A 20040-nucleotide genomic window follows, 5' to 3' on the forward strand; every position below is an offset into this window, starting at 1 on the left:
GGCTATATATTCCATATTTTTACTAAACATGAAAGTCGACTTAAAATGATGGAGTAAATGGGATTATATCAAAACGGATCTGTATGATCAGACAAAGCGGGGGATAGACGGTGGAACGGATGATCGGAGCGGTCTTGGCTGGAGGTCAATCGCGCCGCTTTGGCAGCCCTAAGGCGTTTGCCAAACGAAAGGATCAGTATTTTTTTCAAATCGCTGTCGATGCGCTGCATCCTTTTGTGAAAGAGGTGTATATTGTCAGCCATCCCGATCTTGTCGCACGTTTTGAGCGAATGGTGACAAACGAGAAGGTAGTGATGGATGAAGAGCGGTATCGCGGTCAAGGACCGCTTGCCGGCCTCTATACGGTTATGAAACAAACAGAAGCAGACTGGATATTTGTGCTTCCTTGTGACATGCCCTATATGCAAAGCGACACAGTTGGCAGGATGGTATCATATGTTGATTGTGCATTTGATATTGTGGTCTCCACGCATTTTGGCCGGCTGCAACCATTGGTTGGCGCTTACCATCGCCGGACAATGAAGTGGATAGAACATATGCTGCAGCACGGCGACAACAGAATGAGATCGCTATTTGAACATTGCTCCGTTCGCTATGTCAATGAACAAGATTTTGGGGCAGAAGAGATCGTATTTCGGAATGTGAATGACTTAGATGAATATGCCGACATTGCAGCGGAATGAGAACAACGTTCGAAAGGGGAGAGCGTCACAAGTAAGGAAACTGAGCTGTAAGTGTGCAATCATAGCATGGTGTTAGGATCGACACATCATGCAAAGCTTTATTTTTTGCCTGAGCATGTTGGATGATGAAGATGGAGGATCGATGTTTTTTTCACGGCTGAATTTATCGATTTATGGTATACTTTCATGTAACATCCGCTTTTACAAACACAACTGGCAAGCGCTTGTTGTTTAACATCATCCGCCGAGAAGTCTCCCATCTCTTAATGGAGGGGAGGAGTGGGAGGTTCATAAACATGATGGATCATCAAAACATGTTTATTCGATTTGAACATGCGGTTAAGAAAATATTTTATGATGAAAAGAGGAGGCACCATGAACCGAAATAAGCCGATAGTCGTTGATCGATGGGACCGGCCGCTGCGTGATTTGCGTATTTCTGTAATCGATCAATGCAATTTCCGTTGTGTTTATTGCATGCCGGCTGAAATTTTTGGTCCTCATTTTCGCTTTTTGCAGGAAGACGAGTTGCTGACGATGGATGAAATGGTGCTGGTTGCAGAAACCTTTGCCGAGTTAGGAGTAGAAAAAATCCGCATTACAGGCGGCGAGCCGCTGCTGCGGAAAGATTTGCCGCTGTTGGTTGAACGATTGGCCAATATCCCAGGTATCGGTGATATCGCTTTAACTACCAACGGAGTTCATTTAGTGAAAATGGCGAATCGATTAAAGGATGCAGGGCTTGGGAGAGTCAATGTCAGTTTGGATGCAATAGAGGATGAAATTTTTAAAAAAATGAACGGCGTCGGTGTTGGCGTTCAGCCTGTTTTGAAAGGAATCGCCGCGGCAAAGGAGGCGGGGCTGCTTGTGAAAGTAAATATGGTTGTAAAAAAAGGATGGAATGATTCTCAAGTTGTGCCAATGGCCAAGCATTTCAAAGCAGAAGGAATTCCTTTGCGGTTTATTGAATTTATGGATGTCGGGACATCAAATGGCTGGAATCTGTCGCAAGTCATGACGAAAAAAGAAATATATGAACAAATTGAACAATGGCATCCGCTTGAGCCGATCGAACGGGCCTATTTTGGAGAAGTGGCGAGCCGATATCGTTACGTTGGAACGAATATAGAGGTAGGATTTATTTCTTCGGTCACCCAATCATTCTGCAGCAGTTGCACAAGAGCGCGGGTATCGGCGGACGGAGTATTGTATACCTGTTTGTTTGCCGCAAATGGAACGTCATTAAAGACATTGCTTCGTCAAGGGGCTGGTAAGAAAGCGTTAAAGCAGCTGGTAATGGAGACATGGACAAACAGGACGGATCGCTATTCAGATGAGCGTGCCCTGCAAGCAAATCAAGAACGAAAAAAAATTGAGATGTCCTATATCGGCGGATAGATTTTTAGTAAAAAAAGTGAGAGACATGATCGTGAAGGACCAATTCAACAGATTGGTCTTTTTTATTTGATTGAAAGAAGAGGAAGAATATCATCTGTACAAAAGTAAGGAAAGCGTGCAGAATCTTTATGAGACATGATAGAATCAGATAAACATACACTTATTGTGTCAGATTCGCTCGAATATGGGATGGGAGCTGTTACAAAATCCACGGTCGGAAGGGAAGATGATTTCTTGGGTCTTCAAGCGGCTTGTAATATAAGAGAGTATAGAAGGTTTTTCATTCATTTTGTTAAAAGAATATACGATGTGGCGCGTTAGCAAGATGGAGCGCTGTTTCCTATTTCCGTTGTTTGGCTGTATCGCTTTGAGCATTTGATATAAAATACAATAAAAAACAGAAGATGGACCAGCGCTGTTACATGAAACAGCGATACCCATTTTATTGTGTACGGAATAAGTAAGGGGGATCGATGATGTTAGAAAAAAGAAATCCAATTCCTGTAGCGGAAGCGATTCAAAAAGTGATGCTTTATGCAAGAGAAGGAGAAAAAGAAAGGGTTCCGCTCACGGAGGCGTACGGGAGATATTTAGCGGAAGATCTTTATGCGGATCATGACGTTCCGCCGTTTGACCGCTCTCCATATGATGGATTTGCCATTCGAGCGGCCGATTCGGCACTTGCCAGCCTCGATCATCCTGTTGAGCTGGAAGTAATTGAAACGATTGGAGCGGGGCAAGTGGCCGCAAAAGCAGTAGCTGCATTTCAAGCGGTGCGAATTATGACAGGCGCGCCCATTCCTGATGGCTGCGACGCGGTAGTGATGCTAGAGCTAGCTAAGCAATATGAACGAAATGGAAAGACATATATATCGATTAAGCGTCCATTTCGTTCAGGGGATAACATTTCGTTCCAAGGAGAGGATGTTAAAAAAGGAGAAGTACTAGCGGAGAAGGGAACATTCATCAATCCTGGCGTGCAGGCGTTATTGGCTACGTTTGGCTATTCAGAGGTCAAAGTGGCTCGAAAACCGAAAATTGGGGTTGCGGCAACAGGGAATGAATTATTGGATGTATCAGAGCCGCTTGTTCCTGGGAAAATCCGCAATAGCAATGCGTATATGATTCAGGCGCAAGTGCTTCGCAGCGGAGCCACTCCCGTTGATTTAGGAAAATTGCCGGATGATCCAGATCAATGTCTTGCCGCGATCGAACAGGCGCTTCCTGATGTGGATTTTCTGATTACAACAGGAGGAGTGTCTGTCGGCGATTATGATTATTTACCGGTAATTTATGAGCGACTCGGCGCCGAAGTGTTATTTAATAAAGTAGCTATGCGTCCGGGAAGCGTAACGACGGTAGCCCAATTGGACGGCAAGCTGCTGTTTGGATTGTCGGGCAATCCGTCAGCGTGCTATGTCGGATATGAACTGTTCGTTCGCCCTGTTGTGCGTACAATGCTATATTCATCCACTCCGCATTTATACAAGACGAAAGCCATCCTATTAGAGGATTTCACGAAGCCTAATCCGTTTACTCGTTTTGTTAGAAGCTATGTAAGTGCTCAAGGAGGGCAGCTTTATGCTTCGCCGGTTGGGATGGATAAATCGAATATTGTGACCTCTCTTGCTAAAGCCAATGCGCTGACCGTACTTCCAGGAGGCACTCGCGGCTTTGTCAAGGGGGATCTTGTGGATGTTTGGCTGCTCGATAGCGAAGAGGGAAGCGCCCAATGAAGGTTTGGCAAGTGGTCGGCTATAAAAATAGCGGAAAAACGACACTGATAGAGAAATGGATTCAACTGGCAGTACAAGCAGGATATAAAGTGGGAGCAGTGAAGCATCATGGCCATGGGGGGCTGCCGGAGACGGGACAGACGTCAACCGATTCAAACCGCCATCTGCGGGCAGGAGCGCTGGCGGCAGCGGTAGAAGGAGGCGGAATGCTGCAGTTGCATGCGATTCATCCAGAGTGGACGTTATCAAAGATTTTACACATGTATTCTCTTTTTTCTCTCGACTTTGTCCTTATCGAAGGATATAAAGACGAACCATACCCTAAAATCATAATGATTCGAACACCTTCGGATTGGGAGCAGCTTGGCCATTTGCAAAATATTATCGGTGTCATTGCCTGGCAGAAGGATTTCGTCCCTTTCGATATACCGTATCCTCTGTTTTCTCTTGATAATGAACAGACCTATTTGCAATGGGTCATGAATGAGGTGGAAAAAGCGAGATGAATGAGACATTATTTATGGTTACTGATCAGCCGATTTTGATTGAAGACGTGGTGCGAAAGGTCGTTCGCCCTGAGGCGGGAGCGGTTGCCGTTTTTGTCGGGACCGTAAGAGAATTTACAAATGGAAAACGCACGCTATTTTTACAATATGAAGCCTATACCACGATGGCAGAAAAAATGCTCGAACGCATCGCTCAAGAAATTAAGGAACGTTGGCCGGAAGCCAAAACCGCGATTACCCATCGAATCGGCAAGCTCGACATTTCCGATGTGGCCGTTGTGATTGCCGTGTCGACGCCGCATCGAAAGGATGCCTATGAGGCCAATCAATACGCGATCGAAAGAATAAAACAAATCGTGCCGATCTGGAAAAAAGAATATTGGGAGGATGGCACACAATGGATTGGAAACCAACTTGAAACGAAGGAATATCCAGATGGAAAGCCGAAGGAGGAGGATCTGGCGTGATCACGCTGCTTTTTTTCGCCTCTTTAAAAGAAGCGGTTGGGAATGGACAAATGAGCATAGAGTACGAACCGATCACAATTGAGCAATTAAAACGACAGATAGAAGTGAAATATGGGGTGAATTTGCAAAATGTGATGGTTGCGGTGAATGAAGAGTATGCCCAGGAGAATCAACGGTTGCAGCCGGGCGATGTAATTGCTTTTATTCCACCGGTTAGCGGAGGATAAAGATTGAAAGGCGTTCAAGGGAGACCTTGAACGCCTTTTTATATAATGGAATGGAAGGAGAAGGACGGGGGGAGAATGTCCCCATATCTAAACAAATATTAACACAATAAGTTGGATCTCTCATTTTGTTCTTTAAATAGAAGCCTGCTTGTTTGCGATTTTGATAGAAAATACAAATAAAAATAAATATACATTTGATTTTATTTTTATGCAGTATTATAATGATAACTACATGAATATCATTGTTCGAGGAGGACAACTATGAATATTGCAATCATTGGCGCAACAGGATACAGCGGTGTGGAATTGCTGAGATTTCTCCAGCACCATCCTCATGTTGAACGTTGCCATCTCTATTCTTCATCGCAGGATGGCATGGCGTTATCGCAAAGTTTTCCGCATACGGGCGAAAACAGAGGGAATGTTTTAAGAAAAATGGCGATTGAACAAATCGCTGCAGCCAATGATGTTGTCTTTTTTGCAACGCCTCCTGGAGTGTCCAGTGAGTTGGCCCCATCGCTAATTGAGAAAGGAATAAAAGTGATTGATCTCTCTGGCGATTTTCGTTTGAAAGATGGCACCGTATATGAGAAATGGTATAAGCGGCCAGCTGCGGAGCATTCATATTTGCAGAAAGCTGTGTATGGACTTTCCGAATGGAATCGAACAGAGATCCGAAAGGCTCAGCTGCTCGCGAATCCGGGATGCTACCCGACAGCGACGCTGCTTGGATTGGCGCCACTTGTGCAGAATGGGCTTATTGAAGAACAATCGATCATTGTGGATGCTAAATCAGGGGTATCAGGAGCCGGAAGAAAAGCGTCGTTAAATACACATTTTTCCGAAATTAATGAAAATGTGAAAATTTATAAAGTAAATGAGCATCAGCATATCCCGGAAATTGAGCAAATGCTGAAGCTTTGGAACGAACACATTCAGCCGATTACGTTTAGCACCCATTTAATCCCGATGACGAGGGGAATTATGGCGACGATTTATGCTCAAGCGAAAGTAGAGCTGTCGCTTGAGACATTGCTAGATTTATATAAAACAAGTTATGAAACGGCTCATTTTGTCCGCGTCCGAAACTCCGGACAATTTCCAGCGACAAAAGAAGTGTACGGCTCAAACTATTGCGATATCGGCATCGCTTATGATGAAAGAACAGGAAGAATCACTGTTGTTTCTGTCATCGACAATTTAGTGAAAGGGGCCGCGGGCCAGGCTGTTCAAAACTTTAATGTGATGATGGGATGGAACGAGTCAGAAGGATTGAAGGTTGCCCCTATTTATCCATAGGAAGGAGAAGAAGCAAAATGTTAACGAAACAGGAGCATGAAATTTACTGCGTTGCCAATGGGGCCGTTGTTACCCCAAAGGGATTTAAGGCGGCAGGTGTACACGCTGGTTTGCGATATATAAAAAAAGATCTTGGAGTGATTGTTTGCGATGTGCCTGCCTCCTGCGCAGCCGTTTATACTCAAAGCCATTTTCAAGCTGCTCCGCTGAAAGTTACGCAAGAGAGCATCGCGGTTGAGCAAAAATTGCAGGCGATCGTCGTCAATAGCGCATGCGCCAATGCGTGTACAGGAGAGCAGGGATTAAAAGATGCCTATGAAATGCGGGAGCTTTGCGCTCTGCAATTCGGGCTGCCTTCGCACTACGTAGCGGTCGCTTCTACGGGAGTCATTGGAGAGTTTTTGCCGATGGAAAAAATTCGCGAAGGCATAAAAAAATTGCAGCCGAGCGTTACAGAGGAAAGCGCACACGCGTTTCAAACCGCCATTTTGACGACCGATACAGTCATGAAGCAAGCCTGTTATCAAACGACGATTGAGGGGAAAACCGTGACAATCGGAGGGGCTGCCAAAGGATCAGGAATGATTCATCCTAATATGGCGACGATGCTCGCTTTTATTACAACAGATGCTAATATTTCCTCGCCCGTTTTGCAGGAGGCGCTTCGTTCCATTACTGATCTATCGTTTAATCAGATCACGGTCGATGGCGATACGTCTACAAATGATATGGTGGTCGTCATGGCGAGCGGCCTTGCTGAAACAACCGAATTAACGCCGCGCCATCCAGAATGGAATAAATTTTACGATGCATTAAAGAAAACATGCGAGGATTTGGCGAAACAAATTGCCAAAGATGGAGAAGGAGCGACCAAGCTGATTGAGGTTCGCGTATCAGGGGCTGTGACGGATGACGATGCCAAGCGTATCGCCAAACAAATTGTCGGCTCTAATCTTGTCAAAACGGCGGTTTATGGAGCGGATGCCAATTGGGGAAGAATTATCGGCGCGATCGGTTACGCGGATGCAACCGTCAACCCTGACTGCGTCGATATTACATTAGGGGATATTGTCATGCTAAAAGCAAGCGAACCCCAACCGTTTTCTGAAGAGGAAGCAACGGCTTATTTGCAAAATCATGAAATTATGATTCATGTTGACCTGCATCTTGGAAATGGTACAGGAGTCGCATGGGGATGCGATTTAACTTATGATTACGTGAAAATTAACGCAAGCTATCGCACGTGATGACGGGGGGAAGAGGAAAATGGAGGGAACGATTGTCATTAAATGCGGAGGAAGCGTTCTTAACGAATTATCTTCATCATTTTTTCAAAGCTTGCAAGCGTTGCATGCCCAAGGAAAAAATATTGTCATCGTTCATGGAGGAGGGCCGGAAATTGGGCAAATGTTAAAGCAGCTGGCGATTGAAAGCGAGTTTGTGAATGGGTTGCGGAAAACGACAAAAGAAGGATTGGATGTCGTTGAAATGGTCTTAGCCGGAAAAGTAAATAAACAGCTTGTTTCGCTGCTTTGGCAATACCATTTGCCTGGTGCCGGGGTGTCCGGCGTGGATGGCCGGTTGCTTGAAGCGGCTCCGCTTGATCTTGAACGGCTAGGGTATGTGGGAACCGTCACCCGCGTTAACGCATCATTTTTAGCCCATTTTCTTCGTGTTCGTTATATCCCGGTGATCGCGCCGATCGGATGCGATCAGAACGGACAAAAATATAACATTAACGCCGATACGGCCGCTGGTGCTATCGCCCAAGCATTGCGAGCCCAACAGCTCATTTTTGTGACCGATGTTCCAGGAGTGCTGCACAACGGTTCACTTGTGGAGTATGCAACAGCAGAAGAAATTGAAAAAATGATAGAGGACGGAATTATTTCAGGAGGGATGATCCCGAAGGTCAAAGCGGCGCTAAGCGCTTTGTCGGATTCTCTGCCTGAGGTGATGATTGTAAGCGGGAAGCACTCATTTTATTCAGAAGGAAAACTACATGGAACGAGCATTCAAAAGGAAGCGGGGGTTTGCTAATGGGAGCGTTATTTCCGACGTATAATCGTTGGGATCTATGTGTGGAATCGGCACAAGGAACGACAGTTGTCGCTACAGATGGCAAGCAATATTTAGATTTTGTGGCTGGAATTGCGGTTTGCAATTTAGGGCATCGTCCGCCACAAGTGCAAGAGGCATTGGAAGCTCAGCTAAATAAGGTGTGGCATACTTCTAATTTATTTACAAATCCATTGCAGGAAGAAGTGGCTCAGCTGCTTGCCGGGCACAGCTGCGGGGATTATGTGTTTTTCTGCAATAGCGGTGCGGAAGCAAATGAAGCGGCGTTAAAGCTGGCAAGAAAGTATACAGGACGGGCAAAAGTGATTTCTTTTCAGCAGTCGTTTCATGGCCGGACGTTTGCTACGATGTCGGCAACAGGACAAGAAAAAGTTCATAAGGGCTTTGGACCGCTTTTACCGGAGTTTGTTCACCTTCCGTTTAATGACATAGAGGTGCTGAAAAAGGAAATGAGTGAACAAGTGGCGGCTGTGATGCTGGAAATCGTGCAAGGCGAAGGCGGAGTAAGACAAATCAATGAATCATTTTTACAAAAAACTGTTCAGTTGTGTCGACAATATGGAGCATTGCTGATCGTTGATGAGGTGCAGACGGGAATTGGACGGACCGGGAAGGCGTTTGCCTATCAGCATTTTTCGATTGAACCAGATATTATTACGACAGCCAAGGGATTAGGAAGCGGCTTTCCGGTCGGAGCGATGATTGGCAAGGCCTTTTTGCGAGATGCGTTTACAGCGGGAACTCACGGCTCCACATTTGGCGGAAATCCGTTAGCAATGGCGGCGGCGAAAGCCACCTTGCAAGTGATTTTCCAAGATGATTTTTTACAAAGCGTAGCAGAAAAAGGACATTATTTCTTAGAGCAGCTTCGCACGGCTTTAGCCGGAGTCGGACATGTGTGAGAAGTGCGCGGCCTCGGCTTATTAATAGGAATCGAATGCGAGGCGGATGTGGCAAAGCTGATTCCGCTTATCCATGAAAAAGGATTGCTTGTACTGCCCGCTGGCGCGAATGTGATTCGTTTAGTGCCGCCGCTGATTGTAACGAAAGAAGAACTGGATAGGGCTGTTGCCATCTTGAAAGAAGTGTTGCTAAACGAATATGTGGCTATTTCCTAGGAGCGGAATTTTTTTCATAGTGAATGCATAAAAATTCTCATTTTGTAATAAAAATTCGACAATGAGGTGTCTGCGATGAACGCTTGTTTGCATTTAGCAAATGGAAAGACATTTGCCGGGGTTCTTGAAGTGCCGGGAGAAAACGGGGAAATTCAAGGGGAAGTCGTCTTTTATACAGGAATGACCGGCTATCAGGAAGTGCTGACAGATCCTTCATATAAAAACCAAATCATGGTGTTCACGTATCCACTGATTGGAAATTATGGAATTAATGAAGCCGATTTCGAAAGTAAAAAACCGCATGTGCAGGCGGTGATTGTATATGAGGCAAGTCAGCAAGGATACCATTATGAAGCGAAATATAGTTTAAAAGAATACTTGCAGCAATGGAAGATTCCGCTATTAACCCATGTGGATACGCGGGCGCTGGTAAAAGAGATTCGCAATCAAGGAACGATGATGGGGTGGATTGCTCCAGGAGAATCGGAGATTGGCGCGCTCAAGGAAAATCGCTTTCCTGTTGCAAGTGTATCCACTGAGCAAATGTCCGTATATGGAAACGGCGATACGCATATTGTACTCGTCGATTTTGGCTATAAGAAATCGATAGTGCAATCTCTGGTAACAAGAGGATGCCAAGTAACCGTCGTTCCTTATCATACGCCATTTTCCGCTATTGAAGCATTGCAGCCCGACGGGATCGTTTTATCCAATGGCCCGGGAGATCCGAAGCAACTGGCGGAATATTTGCCGAATATCCGAATGATGATTGACCATTATCCGACGCTTGCGATTTGTTTAGGACACCAGCTCGTCGCATTATCATACGGAGCCAACACAGAGAAGCTCCGCTTTGGACATCGCGGAGCCAACCAGCCCGTTTATGATTTGCAGAAGAAAAAGGTGTTCATGACTTCGCAAAACCATAGTTATGTGGTCAATAAAGAAAGTTTGGCCGCTACGCCGTTTGACATTCGCTTTATCAATGTGAACGACGATTCGGTAGAAGGAATGGTTCACCGATACAAACCGATTTTATCGGTTCAGTATCACCCGGAGGCACATCCCGGACCAAATGATACAGAACATATTTTTGCTGAATTTTTGCAAGCAGTGAACAAAGGAGAGAAAGTATATGCCTAAAGATCCATCACTTCAATCGATTTTAATCATCGGATCTGGACCGATTGTGATTGGTCAAGCGGCGGAGTTTGACTATTCTGGTACGCAAGCATGCATCGCTTTAAAGGAAGAAGGCTATCGCGTCATTCTGGTCAATAACAATCCGGCTACGATTATGACTGACGATGTTCATGCAGATGCTGTTTATTTTGAGCCATTGACAGTCGATTGCTTGGAGAGCATTATCGCGAAAGAACGGCCTGATGGCTTGTTGGCGACCTTTGGAGGACAGACGGGATTAAACTTAGCGTTTCAGCTCCATGAAGCAGGAGTTTTAACGAAATATGGCGTGAGATTGCTTGGAACACCGATTGAAGCGATCCAAAAAGGAGAGGATCGGGAAGCGTTCCGCCAGTTAATGTATGAGTTAAACGAGCCGGTGCCAGAAAGTGAAATTATTACGAATGTAGCGGACGCAGTTGCTTTTGCTGAAAAGATCGGCTTCCCGATCATTATCCGTCCAGCCTATACATTAGGGGGAAGCGGCGGAGGAATTGCGGAAACCATGGAGCAATTTGTATCCCTCGTTGAAAAGGGATTGGCGGAAAGTCCCATTACCCAATGTTTGGTGGAGCGCAGTGTGGCAGGATACAAAGAAATCGAATATGAAGTGATGCGCGACGATACCGATACTTGCATTACAGTTTGCAACATGGAAAACATCGATCCTGTCGGAGTTCATACGGGTGACTCCATTGTTGTGGCCCCATCACAAACCTTAACGGATGAAGAATATCATATGCTGCGCTCATCGGCAGTAAAAATTATTTCAGCGCTCGGAATTATTGGCGGATGCAACATTCAATTCGCGCTCGATCCATTTAGCAAAAATTATTATTTAATCGAGGTGAATCCGCGCGTCAGCCGTTCCTCCGCTTTGGCATCCAAAGCGACCGGATATCCGATTGCGCGCATTGCTGCCAAATTGGCTGTTGGCTATACATTAGCGGAATTACTAAACCCTGTTACGAAAAATACATTTGCCAGCTTTGAACCAGCGCTTGATTATGTTGTTGTCAAATTTCCGCGTTTGCCATTTGACAAATTTCCAAGCGGCGACCGCCGCCTAGGAACGCAAATGAAAGCGACGGGGGAAGTGATGGCGATTGACCGCAATTTGGAGCGCGCCCTGCAAAAGGCTGTCCGTTCATTGGAGGGGGCTAATAACGGATTGTTTTTGTCGGAGATGTCCGCCAAAACGAATGATGAATTAAAAGAGCTATTAATTCATCAAGATGATCGCCGCTTTTTTGCGATTTTAGAATTGTTCAGACGCGGCGAAGGGATCGAAACGATCTATCAGCTAACCAAAATCGACCGCTTTTTTTTAAATAGTTTTTATCAGATTATTATGCTTGAGCAACAAGCGAAAGCTGCCCATTTTGCTCATATTGATGCCGCAATGCTTCGCTTATTGAAAGAAAAAGGCTTTTCTGATGCTTTTTTAGCGAATATTTGGAATGTAAAGGAAGCGGAAATTCGCCGCAAGCGGAAGCAGCTTGGCATTATTCCAGCTTATAAAATGGTAGATACGTGTGCAGCGGAATTTCACTCGGAAACGGATTACTATTATTCCACTTATTTCGGTGTAGATGAACGAAAAGCAAGCGATAAAGAAAAAGTTCTTATTATCGGAGCGGGGCCGATTCGAATCGGCCAAGGAATTGAGTTTGACTACAGCTCCGTTCATAGCGTCTATGCTCTTCAGAAAGAAGGATACGAAACCGTCTTGATTAACAATAATCCGGAAACCGTTAGCACCGATTTTGCAGTGGCGGATCGTCTTTATTTCGAACCGCTCGTGTTAGAAGATGTGCTTAATGTGATTGAAGCAGAACAAATTCAAAAAGTGGTTGTCCAATTCGGGGGACAGACAGCGATTAATCTAGTAAAAGAACTGGAAGAGGCAGGTGTGACCATTTTAGGCGCCTCATACGATGTCATTGACCAGCTGGAGGATCGTGATCGTTTTTATCAGCTTTTAGAGGAATTAGCGATTCCACATGTGCTTGGTGTAATAGCCGAAAATGAAAATGAGTTGGTGGAAAAAGCGGAAAAGATCGGTTATCCGGTGTTGCTTCGTCCGTCATATGTGATCGGCGGCAAAGGCATGTTTATTGTACAAAATGAACAGCAATTGTTGCAGCAAGCGGCCACTTTGACGTATCCCGTACTGATTGATGCGTATTTGGAAGGAAAAGAAGCCGAAGTCGATGTGGTAGCCGATGGAAAGAGCGTACTGATTCCAACCATTATTGAGCATGTTGAAAAAGCGGGCGTTCATTCAGGTGATAGCTATGCGTGGCTGCCAGCACAAACGCTGTCAGAAGATGAAAAAGCCAAGATAAAAACATTTGCTGAAAAAATTGTGCAAAAGCTTCAATTCAAAGGTTTAATGAATATTCAATTTGTCATCGCAAATGGGGAGGTGTATGTGCTGGAAGTCAACCCTCGCGCGAGCCGAACGGTGCCGATTGTCAGCAAGACGACGGGAATTCCACTTGCGCAAATTGCGACAAAATTATTGCTTGGGAAATGCTTAGATGAGGCAAATGATTTTGTGACAAACAGCTTCAGCGATATGCCCTACATTGTTTTGAAATATCCCGTTTTTTCAATGCATAAGCTGCCTGGAGTCGATCCGCTTGTCGGGCCGGAAATGAAATCGACAGGCGAAGGAATTAGCATTGCTCATACAGCAGCGGAGGCAGCCGGCAAAGCGTTCCATTCTTATTTGACAAAAAAAGCAGATGCTTTCGAGGTTTATGTGGATGCAGAAATAGAGCAAATACAAGCGCTCGTAGAAGCAATGAAGAGCAAGCGAATCAAGCTTGTGAGCCACATTCCATTTTCTGAATGGGTAAAGCGAAAAGAAGCATTAGCCTTTTTTAATTTCAAAAACGATCAACAAGCTGCGGAACAACGGATGCTTGCTTTGTCACGGCAGCTGCTGGCCTTTACGGAAGTGGAAACGTGCAAGCTGTTTTTGCAGGCGCTTGATTCTGACGATTTTTCCGTTCTTTCGATTCAGGAATGGCTTAAATTAAAAAAACAAACAGAGGAAGCGGTGATAGGATGAATGCGACAATCCATTCATTAAAAGGAAAGGATTTATTAACATTAATCGATTTTTCTTCTGAGGAGATCCATGATTTACTAACGTTAGCAAGTGAGTTGAAACAAAAGCAGCTGGCAGGTCAAGCCTATACACCATTAACAGGGAAAACATTGGCGATGATTTTCGAAAAGCCATCTACGCGGACGAGAGTATCCTTTGAAGTGGGGATGACACAGTTAGGCGGACATGCGCTTTATTTAAACAGCAATGATTTGCAAATTGGCCGCGGGGAAACCATTGCTGATACGGCAAGAGTATTATCGCAATATGTAGATGCGATTATGATTCGCACATTCGCCCATAGCAAAATCGAAGAGCTTGCACAGTACGCAACGGTGCCCGTTATTAACGGATTGACAGATGACGATCATCCATGTCAAGCACTGGCTGATTTACTAACCATTTATGAAACGAAAAAGCAGCTAAAGGGACTGAAGCTAGTATATGTCGGAGATGGCAATAATGTTGCCCATGGATTAATGATCGCCGCTGCCAAAGTAGGGATGGATTGTACGATTGCATGCCCGGTAGGCTATGAACCGAAAGAACAATATGTCGAGGCTGCAATCGAAGCAGCCAAACAAACAGGATCACAAATTGTCGTGACCCATTCTCCACAAGAAGCGGTGAAACATGCTGATGTCATTTATACGGATGTATGGACGAGCATGGGACAAGAACAGGAAAGCCAGCAGCGGCTGGCAGTGTTTCAGCCGTTTCAAGTCAACGAACAGCTAGTGAAGCAGGCTAAGCCAGATTATATGTTTTTGCATTGTTTGCCTGCTCATCGCGACGAAGAAGTGACAGCTGGCGTCATTGACAGCGACCATTCTTATGTATTTGAGCAAGCGGGAAATCGTCTCCATGTCCAAAAAGCCATTTTGCTATCGTTATTATTATGCTGAAAAACACCGGAGGTTACTCCGGTGTTTTTTGCAAATCATTCCACGATTTGCATGAGTGAATGATAAAAAGCGGGGAGATGATAAGCGTGTACGCTGCTTGAAGGAGGGGATGAGCATGGGCCAAAGACGTCATTTTGGACCAGGGGACAAAGCGCCCAACAATGGTATATATATTGAAATCGGAGAAACAGGAGATAACGTGAAAAATCCTAAAAAAGTGAAGCTCAAAGCGGGAGATACATTCCCAGAAACGTCCAATCATAATCGCCATTGGACTTATATGCGCAAACCATAACGATCGATGCAGCCGTTGATATGGTAGACAAAGCAGATTTTCTCTTTGTCTACCATTATTTTGAGGCGTTACTCATTTCAGTTGTTTCCACTTCAAAATGTCTTAAAAACGCTGGGCAGAGAAAGAAGAGAACCGAACGAAGACGTTACCGTGCAGACGAACGAGACGCTGTGACGCAGGATAATAGACTGAGCCATTCTCACCGTGGGAATGGCTTTTCCTGTGGGACAAGGGTATAATATATATAAAAGTCAAAAAAAGTCAAAAGACAGGTGAATGTCATGGATATGAACAAGCTAACAGAAAAGATGCAGGAGGCGCTGATCTCTGCTCAATCCATCGCCAAAACGTATCATCATCAAATGATGGATATCGATCATCTTTTGTTGGCGTTGTTGGAGCAGGAAGAAGGGCTGGCCAAACGCATGCTCTCTCTTCTACATATCAATATTAACAAAATGGTTGTAGATCTCCGTTCATTTTTAAAAAGAAAACCTGAAGTGATGGGGGCGGAAGAAATTGTCTACATGGCGCCTCGTTTGGAACGGTTGCTCACCAACGCTGAACAGGAAGCAAAACAGATGAAGGATGAGTATACCTCTGTAGAACATTTGCTTTTGGCGTTAACCAATGAAAAAAATGAGATCGGGCAGCTGCTGCAAAAGTACGAATTAAATCGTTCGAGACTTTTACACGTATTAAAAGAAATAAGGGGGAATCAGCGCGTGACAAGTGCAAATCCAGAAGCTACATATGAGGTATTAAAAAAATATGGCCGCGATTTAGTGGAAGAGGCGCGCGCCGGAAAAATTGACCCTGTCATCGGCCGCGACAGTGAAATTCGCCGTGTGATCCGCATTTTATCGCGTAAAACCAAAAATAATCCAGTGCTTATTGGCGAACCGGGAGTGGGAAAAACAGCGATTGTCGAAGGGCTTGCTCAACGGATTGTTCGGAAGGACGTACCGGAAGGCTTAAAAGATAAAATCATTTTTGCTTTAGATATGAGCTCTTTAATCGCAGGAGCGAAATTTCGCGGGGAATTTGAAGAGCGCTTAAAAGCTGTATTAAATGAAATAAAAAAAAGCGAAGGAAAGATCATTTTATTTATTGACGAGTTGCATACGATTGTCGGTGCTGGAAAAGCCGAGGGGGCTATTGATGCAGGAAACATGTTAAAGCCGATGCTCGCTCGCGGGGAATTGCGCTGCATTGGCGCTACCACTTTGGATGAATATCGACAATATATCGAAAAGGACCCGGCTTTAGAGCGACGGTTTCAGCAGGTGCTTGTGGAAGAGCCGAGCGTGGAAGATACGATTTCTATCTTGCGTGGTTTAAAGGAACGGTTTGAGATTCATCACGGCGTGAATATTCATGACCGCGCGCTCGTTACCGCTGCGGTATTATCAGATCGCTATATTTCTGAACGTTTTCTTCCTGATAAAGCCATTGATCTTGTTGATGAAGCGTGCGCCATGATTCGCACAGAAATTGATTCAATGCCATCAGAATTAGATGAGGTGATGCGTCGTGTGATGCAGCTTGAGATTGAAGAAGCAGCGTTGCGCAAGGAAGAGGATGAAGCGAGCCGGGAACGTCTGGAAGCTCTCAAACAGGAGCTGGCCAATTTAAAAGAAAAAGCCAAGAGCATGAAAGCGAAATGGCAACAGGAAAAAGAAGCGATTCAGCAAATACGCGGTGTTCGTGAGGAACTGGAAAGAGCAAAACGAGAGCTAGAAGAGGCTGAAAATGCTTATGATTTAAATAAAGCAGCTGAGCTGCGCCATGGACGCATTCCGGAACTGGAAAAGCAATTAAAGCAACTTGAACAAGATGCGAGCCGAACAGAAAAAGAAGGGCGGCTTTTGCGGGAAGAGGTGACGGAAGAAGAAATTGCCGAAATCGTCTCAAGATGGACCGGCATCCCATTAACGAAGCTAGTAGAAGGGGAACGGGAAAAGCTGTTGCGCTTGCAGGAGCTATTGCATCAACGCGTCATCGGTCAAGACGAAGCGGTAGAGTTGGTGGCAGATGCCGTGTTGCGGGCGCGCGCCGGTATTAAAGATCCGCGCCGACCGATTGGATCCTTTCTATTTCTAGGGCCGACAGGGGTAGGGAAAACGGAGCTGGCCAAGGCGTTGGCGCAAGCGCTTTTTGATAGCGAAGAACAGATGGTTCGGATTGATATGTCGGAGTACATGGAAAAGCACGCGGTATCGCGGCTGATTGGCGCGCCTCCCGGATATGTCGGTTATGAAGAAGGCGGACAGCTGACAGAAGCGGTGCGTCGCAAGCCGTATTCGGTTATTTTGCTTGATGAAGTGGAAAAAGCACATCCGGAAGTGTTTAATATTTTATTACAAGCGCTTGACGACGGCCGCATTACGGACTCACAAGGAAGAACGGTGGACTTTAAAAATACCGTCATTATTTTAACATCGAATATCGGTTCACACACACTACTGGAAGCAGGGCAAGAAAATGGCGAAATTGGCGAAGAAGCTCGCAGTCAAGTGATGCAGCAATTGCGAATGCACTTCCGGCCGGAATTTTTAAATCGCATTGATGATATCGTTCTATTTAAGCCGCTGACGATAAAAGAGTTAAAGGGAATTGTGGACAAGTTTGCGGGAGAACTGGGCACACGCCTTGCGGATCGCCATATTTCTGTAACGCTGTCAGAGCGTGCGAAAGAGTATATCGCGCAAGCAGGTTTTGATCCTGTCTATGGAGCGCGTCCATTAAAGAGATTTATGCAGAAGCGGATTGAAACGCCTCTGGCCAAAGAAATCGTGGCGGGACGGGTGAAGGATTACAGCCGGATTGTCGTGGACTATGAGAACGAGCAAATCGTGATCAAGACGAATGCTGAAAGCGAAATGTAACTATTTTTGACCGCAGAGTAATATGAATGAAAGTTGTATACCATAATTTGGAATCGGTGTCGTCCGTTGAAAGTAAGCGTTCGGTCACGTCAAAGCGTGCCGGCGAAATCGGATATCACCTGCTCAATGGTGGGCAAATGCTCGCGCATCAAATTGTAATGGCAGAGAGTATTGACAAAAGGAGGCTGTCTTTTTAGACAGCCTCCTTTTGTGCAGCGCACTAAGAGCTAGGTTCTGCTTTTTAATGATGGTCATGATGGCCAACAGGATCATTAGGAAGCAAGCTGCCAATGATGATGACAAAAATCGTCATAGCCACTCCTAAAAAAGCGCCTGTTGAAAATTGATAAGAACTTCCTTGCATGGAACTAATGACATATGTAGCCATTTGTGCTAGCAAGAATGTCCAAAAGAGCGTCCAAAAAAATCTCATGATTTTCACCTCAACATTTCTTGCTTTCTTTATCTATCTTATCACAAATCGCTTGCATGGAAAATGTTCTTCTTTTTAGGCTGATACCCTTTCCATCTTTGAAGTGTTCACATATATTTCTAATGTATAGCTATGCTTTGTAGAAGGCAACAAACAGTGGTTTCATTGAGGTATAAGTGATCAGGAGAGGATGATGATTCGCTTTTCTGCGCATAACGATTATTGTTCGAAGGGCGGCAGAAAAGCAATAAAGGTAATCAATTTCTAAATGATATTGATTCATCGACAACACACCTGGGAAAGTAAAGGTGAAATAATATGACGATTCAGCAGCGTTTTTTCCAATTAGATGATCAATGGTGCATCATCCATGTACCGGAGCGCCCAAATGGGTTTGGCGTTCTTCTTCTTGGAGATGTCAATCATTATGTAACAGAAAATGCAAGCTTCTGGACCGAGCACGAAGGAAGACGGCAACTGCTAGATGATCTGCTTCAATATGGATACACCATTTTTTCTTCCCATTTGTACGGGCGGCATTGGGGAAGTGATCAGGCGCTTCGGTTGGCGAAACAACTGATCTACTATGTATTAAAAAGTGAAATTCTTAATCATCGTATTTATCTTTTAGCCGAAGGAATGGGGGCGCTTGCCGCCTTGCGACTGATGGAGGAAATATCTCCACAAATTCGGGCGGTGGCGATGTTTAGTCCATGTCTAAATTTGCGAGCACAACTGGAATACGAAAAGGAAAACAAATTTTTCTACAAACGTCTAGTAAACGATATCGCCGATGCCTATAGAGTAGACAAGACTAAAGTATATGATATGATTCCTTGTTCTTCTCTGACTTTTTCCCATGTGCCGACGAAAATATGGCAGCTATCCGGAGTAACGCCTTATCCTTCTTCCCTTCACTGCCGTAAGTATGCAGAAATAGCAAAAGAAAAAAAGCTGCCTGTGGAAGTTTTGTATCATTTACCGGAAAAACGATATCGGTTTGCCAGAGCCATTCACCAATTCTATGAAAAGTATAATCGATTATGATGAGCTCCTCTATCGCTCTTAGGAACGATAGAGGAGTTTTTGCAGCAGAAGGATCCACGCAACGAGTTAGATAAGGAGGCTGGTGAAGCATGCTTTACAGAAGCTTTTCTAAAAATGCGCTCTACTTTCCCACGATTCATGCTATTTGAAGATGAAAACATGGTTTCTGCACAAACGGTAATAATCCATTCTTTTACTAAAAATATGGCTTGCCGACTACGGCAGAAAAGCGAGGAATCAAACAATGTCAATTGGTTTTATTGGATCATCAACACACCTGTGGTTTCTGGAATAGCAACGGCCGGAGAGATCTGGTGACTTACCTTTGCCATGTATTCGTGTGGAAAAAATAGGAACCGCACAATCGGTTCGTTTCGATCTACGTTATTTATTTTTTTAATAAATCCGTAAAAGAAGTAAACGTTTTCATGAATGGTTTGAGTTGATGGAACGAGGAGACAAGTGTATCAATGTCCTGCATAAGCTGTAGAAAATCAACCCCCTGCTGGGAAGAGGATGTTTCTGCTACGTTTGTTTGTTTTTCTTGACGAAATGGAAAGTCTCCAAACATTAGACGAGAAAAACGGTCATTTAGCTGATGGGTCGGTTGTTTTTCTTCTTCCACATGAGATCCCCCT

The 20040-nt window shown here is 44.8% G+C and carries 18 protein-coding genes and 1 pseudogene; 17 read left to right on the forward strand and 2 right to left on the reverse strand.

The genetic code is table 11. The features are described from left to right. The first annotated feature begins 110 nt into the window (after positions 1-110). From mobA to clpB, 15 genes and pseudogenes are all read left to right on the forward strand, one after another. On the forward strand, positions 111-704 hold the full coding sequence (gene mobA / locus B6A27_RS05355) for a molybdenum cofactor guanylyltransferase (RefSeq protein WP_236631794.1): 594 nt from the start codon (positions 111-113) through the stop codon (positions 702-704). A 375-nt stretch (positions 705-1079) separates the two neighbouring features. Next, on the forward strand, positions 1080-2102 hold the full coding sequence (moaA, locus tag B6A27_RS05360; protein WP_236631795.1) for a GTP 3',8-cyclase MoaA: 1023 nt from the start codon (positions 1080-1082) through the stop codon (positions 2100-2102). A gap of 476 nt (positions 2103-2578) precedes the next feature. Beyond that, positions 2579-3838, forward strand: a complete 1260-nt coding sequence (locus B6A27_RS05365; RefSeq protein WP_080860595.1) for a molybdopterin molybdotransferase MoeA — start codon at positions 2579-2581, stop codon at positions 3836-3838. Further along, on the forward strand, positions 3835-4344 hold the full coding sequence (gene mobB / locus B6A27_RS05370) for a molybdopterin-guanine dinucleotide biosynthesis protein B (RefSeq protein WP_080860596.1): 510 nt from the start codon (positions 3835-3837) through the stop codon (positions 4342-4344). The genes B6A27_RS05365 and mobB overlap by 4 nt, the downstream gene beginning before the upstream one ends. Continuing rightward, complete coding sequence (locus tag B6A27_RS05375; protein WP_080860597.1) at positions 4341-4811, forward strand: molybdenum cofactor biosynthesis protein MoaE; 471 nt, start codon at positions 4341-4343, stop codon at positions 4809-4811. Before mobB ends, B6A27_RS05375 begins: the two co-directional genes overlap by 4 nt. Continuing rightward, positions 4808-5038, forward strand: a complete 231-nt coding sequence (gene moaD / locus B6A27_RS05380) for a molybdopterin converting factor subunit 1 (protein WP_066148258.1) — start codon at positions 4808-4810, stop codon at positions 5036-5038. Before B6A27_RS05375 ends, moaD begins: the two co-directional genes overlap by 4 nt. 261 nt (positions 5039-5299) lie before the next feature. Further along, the gene (argC, locus tag B6A27_RS05385; protein ID WP_080860598.1) at positions 5300-6337 is read left to right on the forward strand and encodes an N-acetyl-gamma-glutamyl-phosphate reductase; all 1038 of its coding nucleotides are present in this window, start codon (positions 5300-5302) and stop codon (positions 6335-6337) included. A gap of 17 nt (positions 6338-6354) precedes the next feature. Beyond that, a complete protein-coding gene (gene argJ, locus B6A27_RS05390; protein WP_080860599.1) occupies positions 6355-7584 on the forward strand; it encodes a bifunctional ornithine acetyltransferase/N-acetylglutamate synthase in 1230 nt (409 codons plus the stop codon). Between the two features lie 19 nt (positions 7585-7603). Next, complete coding sequence (gene argB, locus B6A27_RS05395) at positions 7604-8377, forward strand: acetylglutamate kinase (protein ID WP_044745715.1); 774 nt, start codon at positions 7604-7606, stop codon at positions 8375-8377. Further along, positions 8377-9534 (forward strand): annotated as a pseudogene (locus tag B6A27_RS05400) (acetylornithine transaminase). The gene argB and the pseudogene B6A27_RS05400 overlap by 1 nt, the downstream one beginning before the upstream one ends. A gap of 75 nt (positions 9535-9609) precedes the next feature. After that, positions 9610-10677 carry a carbamoyl phosphate synthase small subunit gene (locus tag B6A27_RS05405; protein WP_080860600.1) on the forward strand — a complete coding sequence of 356 codons (1068 nt, stop codon included), beginning with the start codon at positions 9610-9612 and terminating at the stop codon, positions 10675-10677. Then, on the forward strand, positions 10670-13795 hold the full coding sequence (locus B6A27_RS05410; RefSeq protein WP_080860601.1) for a carbamoyl-phosphate synthase (glutamine-hydrolyzing) large subunit: 3126 nt from the start codon (positions 10670-10672) through the stop codon (positions 13793-13795). The genes B6A27_RS05405 and B6A27_RS05410 overlap by 8 nt, the downstream gene beginning before the upstream one ends. After that, positions 13792-14739, forward strand: coding sequence for an ornithine carbamoyltransferase (gene argF / locus B6A27_RS05415; protein ID WP_080860604.1), 948 nt, complete (start codon positions 13792-13794; stop codon positions 14737-14739). The genes B6A27_RS05410 and argF overlap by 4 nt, the downstream gene beginning before the upstream one ends. Before the next feature lie 115 nt (positions 14740-14854). Further along, positions 14855-15034 (forward strand): YjzC family protein, encoded by a 180-nt coding sequence (locus B6A27_RS05420; protein ID WP_080860610.1) that lies wholly within the window; start codon positions 14855-14857, stop codon positions 15032-15034. A 281-nt stretch (positions 15035-15315) separates the two neighbouring features. Then, entirely contained in the window at positions 15316-17922 is a 2607-nt protein-coding gene (gene clpB, locus B6A27_RS05425) for an ATP-dependent chaperone ClpB (protein WP_080860611.1), read from the forward strand. A gap of 241 nt (positions 17923-18163) precedes the next feature. On the opposite strand, the gene B6A27_RS05430 is transcribed toward clpB, so the two are convergent. Beyond that, complete coding sequence (locus tag B6A27_RS05430; protein WP_044745722.1) at positions 18164-18355, reverse strand: YjzD family protein; 192 nt, start codon at positions 18353-18355, stop codon at positions 18164-18166. A 318-nt stretch (positions 18356-18673) separates the two neighbouring features. Between B6A27_RS05430 and B6A27_RS05435 the strand changes: the two genes are divergently transcribed. Further along, entirely contained in the window at positions 18674-19402 is a 729-nt protein-coding gene (locus B6A27_RS05435; protein ID WP_080860613.1) for an alpha/beta fold hydrolase, read from the forward strand. A 39-nt stretch (positions 19403-19441) separates the two neighbouring features. Continuing rightward, positions 19442-19720: a hypothetical protein gene (locus B6A27_RS05440; RefSeq protein WP_080860614.1), complete on the forward strand. Its 279-nt coding sequence runs from the start codon at positions 19442-19444 to the stop codon at positions 19718-19720. A gap of 70 nt (positions 19721-19790) precedes the next feature. Here B6A27_RS05440 and B6A27_RS05445 read toward each other — a convergent pair whose 3' ends face one another. Further along, positions 19791-20027, reverse strand: a complete 237-nt coding sequence (locus tag B6A27_RS05445) for a hypothetical protein (RefSeq protein ID WP_080860616.1) — start codon at positions 20025-20027, stop codon at positions 19791-19793. Positions 20028-20040: the final 13 nt, after the last annotated feature.

It is taken from the genome of Anoxybacillus sp. UARK-01, assembly GCF_002075365.1.
In the GTDB taxonomy this organism is placed as follows: Bacteria; Bacillota; Bacilli; order Bacillales; family Anoxybacillaceae; genus Anoxybacteroides; species Anoxybacteroides rupiense.